The organism is Pseudomonas sp. CCOS 191 (assembly GCF_001007005.1).
GTDB classification, from domain to species: Bacteria; Pseudomonadota; Gammaproteobacteria; order Pseudomonadales; family Pseudomonadaceae; genus Aquipseudomonas; species Aquipseudomonas soli.
Genome location: NZ_LN847264.1, coordinates 5266634 through 5279898, shown reverse-complemented (window position 1 = coordinate 5279898; position 13265 = coordinate 5266634). Strand labels below are relative to the sequence as shown.

The 13265-nt window shown below is 66.7% G+C and carries 9 protein-coding genes; 1 reads left to right on the top strand and 8 read right to left on the bottom strand.

The features are described from left to right. Positions 1–82: 82 nt before the first annotated feature. The 8 genes from CCOS191_RS23565 to CCOS191_RS23530 form a co-directional block, all read right to left on the bottom strand. On the bottom strand, positions 83–427 hold the full coding sequence (locus CCOS191_RS23565; protein WP_023631693.1) for a cupin domain-containing protein: 345 nt from the start codon (positions 425–427) through the stop codon (positions 83–85). A 425-nt stretch (positions 428–852) separates the two neighbouring features. After that, on the bottom strand, positions 853–1785 hold the full coding sequence (locus CCOS191_RS23560; protein ID WP_023631694.1) for a phosphatidate cytidylyltransferase: 933 nt from the start codon (positions 1783–1785) through the stop codon (positions 853–855). A gap of 1 nt (position 1786) precedes the next feature. Further along, the gene (locus tag CCOS191_RS23555; RefSeq protein WP_046857224.1) at positions 1787–2407 is read right to left on the bottom strand and encodes a lysophospholipid acyltransferase family protein; all 621 of its coding nucleotides are present in this window, start codon (positions 2405–2407) and stop codon (positions 1787–1789) included. Between the two features lie 5 nt (positions 2408–2412). Then, on the bottom strand, positions 2413–2832 hold the full coding sequence (locus CCOS191_RS23550; RefSeq protein WP_046857223.1) for a hypothetical protein: 420 nt from the start codon (positions 2830–2832) through the stop codon (positions 2413–2415). Beyond that, positions 2829–4175 (bottom strand): phosphatase PAP2/dual specificity phosphatase family protein, encoded by a 1347-nt coding sequence (locus CCOS191_RS23545; protein WP_046857222.1) that lies wholly within the window; start codon positions 4173–4175, stop codon positions 2829–2831. The genes CCOS191_RS23550 and CCOS191_RS23545 overlap by 4 nt, the downstream gene beginning before the upstream one ends. Continuing rightward, positions 4175–5929 carry a bifunctional alpha/beta hydrolase/class I SAM-dependent methyltransferase gene (locus CCOS191_RS23540; RefSeq protein WP_046857221.1) on the bottom strand — a complete coding sequence of 585 codons (1755 nt, stop codon included), beginning with the start codon at positions 5927–5929 and terminating at the stop codon, positions 4175–4177. Before CCOS191_RS23540 ends, CCOS191_RS23545 begins: the two co-directional genes overlap by 1 nt. 30 nt (positions 5930–5959) lie before the next feature. Next, on the bottom strand, positions 5960–6565 hold the full coding sequence (locus CCOS191_RS23535) for a CDP-alcohol phosphatidyltransferase family protein (protein ID WP_046857910.1): 606 nt from the start codon (positions 6563–6565) through the stop codon (positions 5960–5962). Positions 6566–6689: 124 nt separating this feature from the next. After that, a complete protein-coding gene (locus CCOS191_RS23530) occupies positions 6690–8027 on the bottom strand; it encodes an MATE family efflux transporter (protein WP_046857220.1) in 1338 nt (445 codons plus the stop codon). A 265-nt stretch (positions 8028–8292) separates the two neighbouring features. On the opposite strand from CCOS191_RS23530, the gene CCOS191_RS23525 reads away from it, so the two are divergent. Continuing rightward, positions 8293–13197, top strand: coding sequence for an alpha-2-macroglobulin (locus tag CCOS191_RS23525; RefSeq protein ID WP_046857219.1), 4905 nt, complete (start codon positions 8293–8295; stop codon positions 13195–13197). Positions 13198–13265 lie beyond the last annotated feature (68 nt).

The following is a 13265-nucleotide window of genomic DNA, read 5'->3' as shown; positions in this document are numbered from 1 at the left end:
CGCGGATCGCATGGTCTTCCCCCTTGTAACTGCGCACCTTGGGGGAGGGGCATGCGCTCCGCGATTTTTTTGCTTCGAGCTATCAGGCAAACACGAAGTACTTGCGCACCGTCTCGACCACTTCCCAGGTCCCTTTCATCCCCGGCTCGATCACGAACACATCCCCCGCCTTCAGATGCTTCGGCTCCTCGCCTTCCGGGGTGACGATGCAGTAGCCATCGAGGAAATGGCAGTACTCCCACTTTTCGTAGTTGACCTCGAACTTGCCCGGCGTGCAGATCCAGGTGCCCATGATCTTGCTGCCGTCGGCGGACAGGTAGGCGTTTAGGTTGACGGTGTGCGGGTCGCCGCCGATGCGCTTCCATTTGGTCGCGTCGACCACCGGGGTCGGGCAGGTTTCGCGCAGGACGGTGATGAAATCGGACATGGCGTGGCTCCAGATAGCAGGTGAGATGACGCGTCACCATAGGGCCATCGACGTACGGGCAGTTGCCTGGGCTCGACGCCCAGCTGTCAGAGCGCGCTATGCTCAGGTGTTTGCCGGATGCCTTGCAGCGCCTATGAGATCGAGCGCCGCCCGCGCGGCGCATCGCGGATGAATCCGCTCCTACATCTGTTGCAACGTGGCCATGCCTGATTGGCCACGGTTGTAAGCCTTGTGCGCTCGACGCGATTTTTCGGTGGGCATTGCCGCCGCTCCACCTATCTCAAGCCCTGCGCCAAGGCTGGCAACCATGGCCTGACAGGTTCGGTACGTTGCAACAAATGTAGGAGCGGATTCATCCGCGATGCGCCGCGCGGGCGGCGCTCGATCTCACCGACACTGCAAGGCTTTCGCCAAACCCCAGTACCTCACGCCCACCAGTAACGCACGAAATGGAAGAACACCGGCGCGGCGAAGCACACCGAGTCCATGCGGTCGAGCATGCCGCCGTGGCCTTCGATCATGTGGCCCCAGTCCTTCACCCCACGGTCGCGCTTGATCGCCGACATCACCAGCCCACCGAAGAAGCCCATGGCATTGACCGTTAGCGCCATCAGCGCCGCCTGCCAGAAGGTGAACGGGGTGATCCAGCACAGCAGCGCGCCGACCAGGGTAGCCAAGGCCACGCCGCCGGCCAGGCCTTCGACGGTCTTCGACGGCGACAGGTTGGGCGCCACCTTGCGCTTGCCAAACAGCTTGCCGCAGACGTACTGCAGCACGTCGCTGATCTGTACCACCAGGATCAGCCAGGCGATCAGCAGCAGGTTGCGGCCTTCGTAGCCGGGGATGTCCAGGGTCATCAGCGCCGGCACCGAGGACACGCAGTACACCGCGATCATCAGGCCCCACTGCACCTTCGAAGCGCGCTCGAGGAAGCGCGTGGTGTCGCCGCCGAAGCTGGCGAGGATCGGCAGCAGCAGGAACAGGTACACCGGGATGAAGATGCTGAACAGGCCGTACCAGTCCATGGCGATCAGCAGGTACTGCACCGGCAACGCCACGTAGAACGCCGCCACCAGGGCGGGGTAGTCGCTGCGTCGGGTCGGGGTGAGAGTCATGAACTCGCGCAGGGCGTAGAACGAGACGCCGTAGAACAGCACGATGACGCCGTACTTGCCGAACAGGAAGGCGATGCCGATCACCAGCACCATCACCCACCAGGCATTGATGCGCGCGTTGAGGTTGTCGATCACCGCATGTGGCGCGGGGCCGGCACGCCACTTCAGCAGGCGGCCGACGAGGCTGGCGAGCAGCAGCAGGGCGCCGATACCGGCGAACAGCGACAGGGTGTTGTGATCCATCTCAGGCTTCCTTCGGGGCCAGGTTCAGCAGGGCCTGGCGGGCCCGCTCGAGAAAGGCATGCTTGGCTTCGTCCGGCTGCAGGTGCAGCGGCTCGCCAAAACTCAGGGTGCACAACAGCGGCAGCGGCAGGGCGCGCCCCTTGGGCATGACACGGTTGAGGTTGGCGATCCACACCGGCACCAGCTCCACCTGCGGGTTGGCCGAGGCCAGGTGGAACAGGCCGCTCTTGAACGGCAGCAGCGGGTCATCGGTGAGGTTGCGCGTGCCTTCCGGGAAGAAGATCAGCGAGTCACCCTGGGCAAAGGCATCGAGCACCGGTTGCAGCGGGTTGCCCTCGCTGGCCTGCTGGCGATCGATCAGCACTCCGTTGAACACCTGGCGGATCAGGAAGTCGCGGATGCCCGGTTTGCACCAGTAGTCGGCGCCCGCCACTGGCCGGGTACGGCGGCGTAGCGGCTCGGGCAGCGCGGCCCAGAGCAGCACGAAGTCGCCGTGGCTGCTGTGATTGGCGAAGTACAGGCGCTGCACCGGTTGCGGCGTGCAGCCCAGCCACAGGGCGCGGGCACCGGTGATCAGGCGGGCGGCGGAGGTGATGACGAAGGCAGTCAGGCTGGCGAGCATCGGGGTTATCCGGTGAAAGGGAGGGTGACGGCGAGCAACACCTGCGCGGCCAGGCACAAGGCCTGACGGCGCAGCAGGGCCAGGGCGGCCTCGCTGCGCGCAGGCCAGCCGCGTGGGTCGTCGGCGGTCGGTTTCAGGCGCAGTTCGAACAGGGCACGGTCCAGGGCCAGGGTATCGGCGGGCAGGTCATCGCGGGTGGCGAGCCGGGCGAACAGCTCGGCATCCAGGGCAACGCGTATGGCCCAGTACTTGTGCACCAGGCCAAGCGCCAGCAACGCTGCGCAGAACACCCGAGGCAGAGCTGGCAACGGCGCGCCCAGCATGGGCGCCAGGCTGCAGGCCAGGGCCAGCAAGGTGATGCCGTCCGACCAGCGCTCCAGTTGGCGACCACGGGCGAGCAGGCTGGCGACGACGAGCAGGTTCATGGCCGTGTCTCCAGCGGCTGCAGGGCCTGGCGGTGGGCTGGATGCAATACCACGCCGGGGCGCGCCTGGCGGATCAGTGTTTCGGCATGCGCGATTGCCTTGCAGCGGCCGCTGACCACCAGCCAGGCGGCGACCGCGCTGGCGCTGCGTGAGTAGCCGAGTGCGCAGCAGACAAGTACCGGGCCGTGCCGGCGCAGATGTTCGATAGCCTCGGCAGCTTGCTGCAAGGTCTGCGTGTCAGGGGCGACCAGGTCCAGTGACGGCAGATTCAGGTAGGACTGCGAAGCCTGTGGTGTCTGCTCGTGGGAGCGCGCTTGCCCCGCGATGAGGACCCTGCAGGCCAGCTCCGCGCTGAGGTCGATCACCGCCGGGAACTGCACCGCATCACCTGCGCCCGGCACACGCCCGAGGTACACCCCCTCGCACACCTCATCCGCCTGCGGGTGGCGCCAGGTCCACAGCCTTGAATTGATCCAGGCCCCAATCAGGTAAGGCGCCAGCAATGCCGTCGCCGCGACCGACAGCCGGCCATCGCTGCCTTTCTGGAAACCTTGCGCCCCGAACAGCGCATAGTTCAACGCTACCAGCAGCAGTGAAAACGCAGGCCAGAGCAGCCACAAGGCGGTGTGCCCCAGCTTGAACCCGAGCACCGCCAGCAGCAGCGCGCCCAGTCCATAACGCAACGCCAGCCGCCAGCGTTTGGGATCGCGTGCCAGGCGCGCCTGCTGCCAGGGCAGCGGCCCTTGTTGCGGCCGCAGCCACAGGCAGACGAACCCGGCCAACGCCCCGGTCGGTACATCGATGAAGTGATGCTGCCAGGTGCTCAGGACCGACAACCCGATCAGCCCCATCCAGCCGTGCACCAGCCAGCGCCAGGCTGGATGCCGCGTATGGCGGGCGAACATCGTCCAGATGATCACCAACAGCGCGATATGCAGCGAAGGCGCTTGGTTGTAGGGCTTGTCGAAGCCCATCAGCACATCGAACAGCCAGCCGAACAGCCCCGACAGCTCGGGGCGCTCGAAAGTGAAGCGTAGCGGCCAGAGCAGGAAGCAGGCCACGCAGATCACCTGTGCCGTGAGCAATGCCAGGGCGTGTCGGTCCATCTCGCGACGTGTACGTGGCAGCAGGAACGACAACCCGTACAGCAGGTCGATCGACCAGTACGGGATGATCGTCCACGGCCACAGCGGCATGTGCCGTTCCCAGGCGAACACCAGGCTGCCGATATCGTCGCGTCCGGCCGTGTAGGAGTTGGCCAGGCCGTAGCTGAGGAAAAACAACGGCCCGAGCAGCAACAGCCAGAGCACGCCGCGGCGGATCAGCCCGGTTTCACGGGCCATCAGCGCACCCGCTGCGCCAGGCTGACGCTGAAGATGCCCCATTCATCGATGCGCTGGGTGATCTTGCGGAACCCTGCGGCCTCGACCAACTGATCCATCTCTGCCTGGCTGCGTCGACGCATCACCCAGGCCTGGCCGCCGCGGTGGCTGGTCAGGGCGCGAGCGATCATCTCCAGCTGCGGATGCCAGGGCTGGCCGGTGTAGACCAGGTAGCCGTCGTCCTCGACGGCATCGGCCAGGCCCGCCAGCGAATTGCCGACCAGCTCGTTGCTGGCGAACAGCTCGTAGAGGCCCGAGACCACCGCGAGGGTGGGGCGTGGGGTGAGGCTGGCCAGGCTTTGCCGATCGAAGGCATCACCCTGGACGAAGCGGGCGATCTCGCCGAGGCCTTTTTCGCTGATCAGTGCGTTGCCCTGTTGCACGTTCAGCTCGCTGTAGTCGCGCAGCAGGATCGAGTCAGGCAGTTGCTGCAGGCCTTGCAAGGCCTCGAGGATATAGCGGCCATGGCCGGCGGCGATATCGACGATGTGGACCGGGCGCTGCTGCTCGCGCAACTGGCCGATGGCCAGGCGCAACAGCTCCTCGACGTTCAGCTTGCGCTGGCGGATACCGCGCCAGCCGATGGCGTCCAGGTAGTTCCGGTCAACCAGCTCGCCCAACCGGCCTTTGCCGGTCGGCGTATTGCGGTAGACGTAGTCGAGGGTCGAGCCGGAGTCGAAACCGGTGTCGAAGCCCAGTTTCACCCCCTCGGAAAGGCCCTTGCCCAGCCGTAGGCCGGCGCGGGTGGCGCGCCAGTAGAGGTCGCGTGGCGAATGGCGTGGCAACGGCGCAGCCAGGCTCTCGGCCTCGGCGCAGCTGGCGCCGCTCCTGTCGGCGTCCAACAAGGAAGGGCGCGCTGGCGGCGCGTCGAAGCAGTGCTCGACGAAGCGTTCGATCCGCGCCAGGGCGTGGGCGCGGTCGCGCTCGCCAAGGGTGTCATGGAAGAAGCCGGGCAGGATGTGCTTTTCCTTGCGTGCGCTGCCCAGGCGATCAAAGAACTGCTCCTGCGGCTTGCGCTCGACCACCAGGTCCGAGCCGGAGATCAGCAGTTGCGTCGGCACCTGGATCGCCTGCGCGTCGGCCACCACGCGGTCGGCGGCGTCATACAGGCCCAGCAGCATGGTGACCGAAATGGGCCGGCTGATCAGCGGGTCGGCGACATACGACATGACCCGTTCCGGGTCATGGGTCAACAGGCGCGGCTTGACGTAGCTGTTGACGAAGAAGTTGCCGCGCAGGGCCTTCATCAGCTTCAGCCCAGGGCGGGCGAAGGGCACGTAGAGCTTGACCTTGAACGCCGGCGAGGCGAGCACCAGGCAGCGCACCCTGGGCGCATAGTCATGGGCCCAGGTGGCGATCAGCACCGCGCCGACGCTTTGCGCCAGCACCACCATGTCGGGTTCTGCGATGCCATGCTGGGCCTGGAGGTGCTCGATGAAGGTCTGCACGTCGCGCACGCTTGTGGCGAAGCCTGGGCTGTCGCCGCGTGCTCCTGGCGATTGGCCATGGCCGCGGGCGTCCCAGGCGAAGAAATCATAACCGGGCATGTTCAGTTCGTCGGCCAGGTGGGCCATGCGCCCGCCGTGCTCGTGGCCGCGGTGGAACATCACCACGGCGCGGCGTGGTTGATGCTCGTTGCGCGTGGCGGGCCAGTGGCGATAGTGCAGCTCGACGCCGTCATGGGTGCAGAAATGCAGCGATTGCGCTTGGCGCATGGCGAATATCCTTGTCCGGCAGCGAGGGGCTCAGCGGGTTTCGGCCAGGCCGTGGCGAACCCGGTTGTACAGGGTATAGAGCGAGAGCAGCAGGATCACCAGCAGCAGGCCATTGATCCAGCTCGCGGCCAGCAGCCCGAACGCCACGCCGGTGCCCAGCACGCCGAAGGCGAAGGCCCGGTCGCTCTTGCCCATCGGCCCGTCGTAGCGGCGTGACGCGCCGGCCAGCGGGCCCATTACCCCGGCGTATTCGCTGATCACGGCGAACACCACCACCAGCACCACCAGTGTCGGCGAAACGCCCGGCAACAGGGCGAACGGCAGGTATAGCGCGGTGTCGGCGATCACGTCGCACAGTTCATTGAGGTAGGCGCCGAGCCTGGACTGCTGGCCGAACTCGCGGGCGAGCATGCCGTCGACCGCGTTCAGCGCCATGCGCAGCAACATCCACAGCGGTATCAGGATGAACAGCGAGGTGACCTGGTGCTGCCAGGCGAGCAGCAGGCCAAGGACGATGGAGACCGCCGCGGCGGCGACGGTGACCTGGTTGGCGGTGACGCCACGCTCGTACAGGCGTTGCACCGAAGGGCGCAACAGCGCCTGGAAGCGGGGTTTGAGCTGGTAGATGGATGGCACGGCGAATTCCCTGTCATGGTGCGGCATGGCCGCGATTGTGGGGAATCAGGCCGGGCGCAGGCAAGGGGGCAGGCGAGGGCTTTCTCCTGGTTTCGTGACGCAGCGCTGCAAAGCGGCGCCGCTCTCAGCGAATCCAGCGGTCGCGCTGCTGCAAACGCCACCCCAGCCACCCCAGCGTCACCGCCCGCAGCACCATGAAGCCGAGGAACGCCCACCACAGCCCATGGTTGCCGAACCCGCGCATGGCAAGCGCCAGGGGCAGCGCGACCGCCACCGACAGCAGCATCGCATTGCGCATCTCGCGTGCCCGCGTCGCGCCGATGAACAGGCCATCGAGCAGGTAGCTCCACACGGCTACCAACGGCAGCACCGCCAGATAGGGCAGATAGGGATACGCGGCTTCGCGCACACTGGCGATGTCGGTCTGCAGGTCGATGAACAGGTGCCCGCCGAGCAAAAACAGCACGGCGAACACCAGGCTGACGATCAGTGACCAGCCGCAGGCTACCACCAGTGCCTGCTTCAGGGCACTGCGGTCACGGGCGCCGATGGCATGGCCGCACAGGGCCTCGACCGCATGGGCCAGGCCATCGAGGGCATAGGCGGTGAGCATCAGCCCATTGAGCAGCAGGGCATTGGCCGCCACCGTCGCCTCGCCCAGGCGCGCACCCTGCACGGTGAGCAGCAGGAACACCAGTTGCAGGGCCAGGCTGCGCAGGAAGATGTCCCGGTTGACCGCCAGCAGCGGCCGCCAGCTATGCCAGCGTTTCAACGCGGCCCAGGCGACCTGCCCGGGGTAGGCGCGCAAGGCCGGGCGGGTGAGGGCCAGGCCGAGCAGGGCAGCGCTCCATTCGGCGATCACCGAGGCCCGCGCCGAGCCGACCACCCCCCAGTCCAGGCCAAGCACGAACCACAGGTTCAGGGCGATGTTGAGCAGGTTGGTGGTCAGCAGGATCGCCAGTGGCGCCCGGGCGTTCTGGGTGCCGAGGAACCAGCCGACCAGGGCATAGCTGGCCAGTGCTGCCGGCAGGCCGAGCAGACGGGTGTGGAAGAAGGCTTCGGTCGAGGCATGCAGCGCCTCGCTGGGCTGCATCGCCTGCAGTGCCAGTTGGCTGAAGGGCAGGGCCAGCAGGCCGATCAGCACGGCGAAAGCCAGCGCCAACAGCAGCCCCTGCACCAGCACCTGGCGCAGCGCGGCGCCGTCGGCGCGGCCGGCGGCCTGGGCGGCGAAGCCGGTGGAGCCCATGCGCAGAAAGCCCAGCAGGCCGACCATGAAGGTGAACAGCGTGGCACCGACGGCCACCGCGCCCAACTGATGGGCATGGGGCAGGTGACCGATCACCGTGCTGTCGACCAGCGCCACCAGCGGCACCGAGATGTTGGACAGGATCATCGGCGCGGCCAGGGCCCAGACCTTGTGGTGGGTGGGGCGGTTGCGCCAGGCGGTGGACAGTGAAGACATGCACATCCTTCATATCAGGACCGCTTCGCGCCCCATCGCCGGCAAGCCGGCTCCCACAAGGCGGCCTTGGTCCCTGTGGGAGCCGGCTTGCCGGCGATGGGGCGCGAAGCGCGCCCCTTGCAAGATCAAATGCGCTCATTGTACCGGCCCGGCAACCTATTGGCGCGAACACGGTCTCACTTGCCGCGCATCGCCAGGAAAGCCTCGAGCCGTTGCGCTATAGTTGCCCCCCTCAAGTACACGCTGCCGAAGAGTTCTCTCTCAAATGCTCAACAAAGGATTGTTGCTGGCCTGCGCGCTGGCCCTGCTCAGTGCCTGTGATTCTTCCACCCCGGACAAGCCATCGGCGCCTGCCGCTGATGCCGCTGCGGTCGCGCCCGTCGAAACCCGGACGGCCAAGCGCGAAGATCCGGCAGTGCTCGCCAAGCGCTATGCCGGCCGCGAGTTGACCGTGCTGGACGTTTCGGAAGTGCAGCTCGACGGCGCCAGCACCCTGTCGGTCAGCGTCTCCGCGCCGCTGGATGCCAACCAGGACTTCGCCGGCAAGTTGCACCTGGTCGACACCGTCAAGGGCAAGGTCGACGGCGCCTGGGAACTCTCCGACAACCAGATGGAACTGCGCCTGCGCCACCTGGAGCCGCAGCGCAAGATGGTCCTGACCATCGACAAGGGCCTGCTCTCGGTCAACGGCAACCAGCTGCAGGCCGAATCGGTCAGCCGCTTCGAGACCCGTGACATGCAGGCCACGGTGGGCTTCGCCAGCCGCGGTTCGCTGCTGCCCACGCGCCTGGCCGAAGGCCTGCCGGTCATCGCCCTGAACGTCGACAAGGTCGATGTCGAGTTCTTCCGCATCAAGCCGGACATGCTCTCGAGTTTCCTGGTCAACTGGGGGCGCAACAGCAGCCTGTACTACTACCAGTCCAAGGAAACCCTGGAGATGGCCGAGCTGGTCTACAGCGGCCGTTTCGACCTCAACCCGGCGCGCAATACCCGCGAAACCGTGCTGTTGCCGATCGCCGGGATCAAGCCACTGCAGGAGCCAGGCGTGTACCTGGCGGTGATGCGTGCCTCGGGCACCTATGACTACTCGCAACCAGCGACCCTGTTCACCCTGAGTGACATCGGCGTCTCGGCGCACCGCTATCGCGATCGCCTGGACGTGTTCACCCAGGCCCTCGAGGGCGGCAAGGCGCTCAAGGACGTCACCCTCGAACTGCACGACGACAAGGGCAAGCTGCTGGCCCAGGCCAAGACCGACGGCGACGGCCATGCGCAGCTGCCGATCACCGCCAAGGCCGATACGCTGATCGCCACCCAGGGCGTGCACACCACCCTGCTGCGTCTGAACACCGCGGCGCTGGACCTGGCCGAGTTCGACATCACCGGGCCCCAGGCCAACCCGCTGCAGTTCTTCATCTTTGGCCCCCGTGACCTCTATCGCCCAGGCGAGACCGTGCTGCTCAACGGCCTGCTGCGCGACCAGGACGGCAAGCCGGTCAAGGCCCAGCCGGTGAACGTGGAAGTACGCCGCCCCGATGAGCAGGTCAGCCGCAAGTTCGTCTGGGAGGCCGACCAGAACGGCCTGTTCCAGTACCAGCTGCAACTGGCCAGCGAAGCGCCGACCGGCCGTTGGCAGTTGCTGCTCGACATGGGCGGTGGACGCAAGCAGGTCTACGAATTCCTTGTCGAGGACTTCCTCCCCGAGCGCCTGGCGCTGGAGCTCAAAGGCAGTGCCGCGCCGCTGGCGCCGGAGCAAACCGCCACGATCCAGGTCAATGGCCGTTACCTCTATGGAGCGCCCGCCGCCGGCAACCGCCTCAGTGGCCAGGCCTACGTGCGTCCGTTGCGTGAAGCGGTGAAGGCGCTGCCGGGCTATCAGTTCGGCGCGGTCACCGAGACCGAGCTGAACCAGGACCTGGAACTGGACGAAGTCACCCTCGACCAGAACGGCAAGGCCCGCATTGACATCGAAAGTCGCTGGGTTGAAGCCCGCTCGCCGCTGCAACTGACCGTGCAGGCCAGCCTGCAGGAGTCCGGTGGTCGGCCGATCACTCGGCGCCTGGAGCAGCCGATCTGGCCAGCCGAGCGCCTGCCGGGCCTGCGCGGCCTGTTCGACGGCGAAGAAACCGACGGCGACGGCCCGGTGGAGTTCGAGTTCCTGGTGGCTGACCGCGACGGCAAGAAACTGGCCGCCGACAACCTGAAGGTCCGGCTGATCCGCGAGCGCCGCGACTACTACTGGAACTATTCGCAGAGCGATGGCTGGAGCTACAACTACAACGAGAAGTTCCTCACCCAGGCTGAAGAAACCGTCAGCGTGAAGGCAGGTTCCACCGCCAAGCTGAACTTCCAGGTGGAGTGGGGCCCGTACCGCGTCGAGGTGGAAGACCCGCAGACCGGCCTGGTCTCCAGCGCCCGCTTCTGGGCCGGCTACCGCGCCCAGGACAACGCCGAGGGCGGCGCCGTGCGCCCTGACCAGGTGAAGATCGCCCTGGACAAGCCAGCCTACAAGGAAGGCGGCACCGCCAAGGTCACCGTCACCCCGCCGGCCGCCGGCAGCGGCTACCTGATGATCGAGTCCGCCGACGGCCCGCTGTGGTGGCAGGAAATCGAGGTGCCGGCCGAGGGCAAGACCTTCGATGTCGAACTGGACAAGAAGTGGGCGCGCCACGACCTGTACATCAGCGCCCTGGTGATCCGCCCGGGCGAGCGCAAGGCCAACGCCACGCCGAAGCGTGCCGTGGGCGTGCTGCACCTGCCGCTGGACCGCGCCGAGCGCAAGCTGGCCGTGTCGCTGCAGGCGCCGGAGAAAATGCGGCCCAAGCAACCGCTGACCGTCAAGGTCAAGGCGGTCAACGCCGATGGCAGCGTGCCCAAGCAGGTGCATGTATTGTTGTCGGCGGTGGACGTGGGCATCCTCAACATCACCGACTTCAAGACCCCCGATCCGTTCGCCAGCCTGTTCGGCCGCAAGGCCTACGGCGCCGACCAGCTGGACATCTATGGCCAGTTGATCGAAGCCGGCCAGGGCCGTCTGGCCAGCCTGGCCTTCGGCGGTGACGCCGCTATGGCCAAGGGCGGCAAGCGCCCGAACACCACGGTGACCATCGTTGCCCAGCAGAGCCTGCCGGTCACCCTCGATGAAAAAGGCGAGGGCCAGGCCAGCGTCGATATTCCCGATTTCAACGGTGAGCTGCGCCTGATGGCCCAGGCCTGGACCGAGGAACACTTCGGCATGGCCGAAGGCAAGACCGTGGTCGCCGCGCCGCTGATTGCCGAGCTGTCCGCGCCGCGCTTCCTCGCCGGTGGCGACCAGACCCGCCTGGCGCTGGACCTGGCCAACCTGTCCGGCCGCGACCAGCAACTGAGCGTGCAGGTGTCCAGCGAAGGTCAACTGAGCCTGGTCGGTGGCGCGCAGCAGAACTTCACCCTCGCCGAGGGCCAGCGCACCACCCTGATGATCCCGGTGCAGGCCCAGGGTGGCCTGGGCCAGGGCAAGGTCCGCGTGCAGGTCAACGGCCTGCAGCTGCCGGGTGAGCCGGCCAGTACCTTCGAGCGTGAATGGACCCTGGGTATTCGCCCGGCCTACCCGGCGATGCTCAAGCACTACCGCGTGGCCCTCAAGGACCAGCCCTGGAGCCTGCCCGACAGCGACCTGGCCGAGTTCGAGCCTGCGGGCCTGGAGGCCAGCCTGGCGTTGTCGAGCCGCCCACCGCTGAACCTTGCCGAGCAGATCCGCGCCCTGGAAGCCTACCCCTACGGCTGCCTGGAGCAGACCACCAGTGGCCTGTACCCGTCGCTGTATGCCGATGCCGAAAGCCTCAAGCGCCTGGGCATCAAGGGTGAGCCGGCCGATGTGCGCAAGCGCAAGATCGAGATGGGCATCGAGCACCTGCTGGGCATGCAGCGCTACAACGGCAGCTTCGGCCTGTGGAGTTCGGACAGCGAGGAGGAATACTGGCTGACCGCCTACGTCACCGACTTCCTGCTGCGCGCCCGCGAACAAGGCTACGGCGTACCGGCCGAGGCGCTGAAGAAGGCCAGCGAGCGCCTGCTGCGCTATGTGCAGGAGCGCAACCTGATCGAAGTCGACTACAGCCAGAACGCCGACCACACCCGCTTCGCCGTGCAGGCCTACGCCGGCCTGGTGCTGGCGCGCAGCCAACAGGCGCCGCTGGGCGCCTTGCGCAGCCTGTTCGAGCGTCGCGCCGACGCCCGCTCCGGTTTGCCGCTGGTGCAACTGGCGGTAGCGCTGGACAAGATGGGCGACAAGCAGCGTTCGCAGCAGGCGCTGCAGGCGGGCCTGGCGGTCACCCGTGGCAAAGGCTGGCTGGCCGACTACGGCAGCGCCCTGCGTGACCAGGCGTTGATCCTGTCCCTGCTGCAGGAGAACAACCTGGCCGCCAATCAGGTCGATCAGCGCCTGTTCGGTCTGTCCGACGAGCTGGCCGCCAACCGTTGGCTGTCCACCCAGGAGCGCAACGCGCTGTTCCTTGCCGGTCGGGGCCTGCTGGGCAAGCCGGAAGGCAACTGGAAGGCCCGCCTGGACAGCGCCGGAGAGATCCGCGAGTTCGACAACAATGACTCGGGCATGAAGCTCGAGGGCCCGCTGCTGGCCTCGCCATTGACCGTGCAGAACCAGGGTGGCGACACCCTGTACCAGCAGCTGACCCTGTCCGGCTACCCGCGCCAGGCTCCGGCCGCCAGCGGCAATGGCATGGAAATCCGCCGCGAGTACCTGGGCATGAATGGCCAGACGCTGGATGTGCGCAACCTGCGCAGCGGTGACCTGGTGCTGGTGCACCTGGCGCTCAAGGCCCAGGACCAGGTGCCCGACGCCCTGGTGGTGGACCTGCTGCCGGCAGGCCTGGAGCTGGAGAACCAGAACCTGGCGCAGAGCGCCGCCAGCCTGGACAATGCCAGCAGCGCGGTGAAGCAGTGGCGCGAATCGATGCAGAACGCCAGCGTGGTGCACCAGGAGTACCGTGACGACCGCTACGTGGCCGCGCTCAAGCTCGACAGCTACGGCACCACCCACCTGCTGTACCTGGCCCGTGCGGTGACGCCGGGCAGCTACCGCATTCCGCCACCGCAGGTGGAGTCGATGTACCGGCCCAACCTGCAGGCGATTGGTGATAGCCAGGGCGAGATGATTGTAAGAGCTCGCTGACCCTCAAGCTGTGAGCTGCAAGCTACAAAAGAAAGCAGTCGATGCAGGCTGCTTTCAACTTGCCGCTT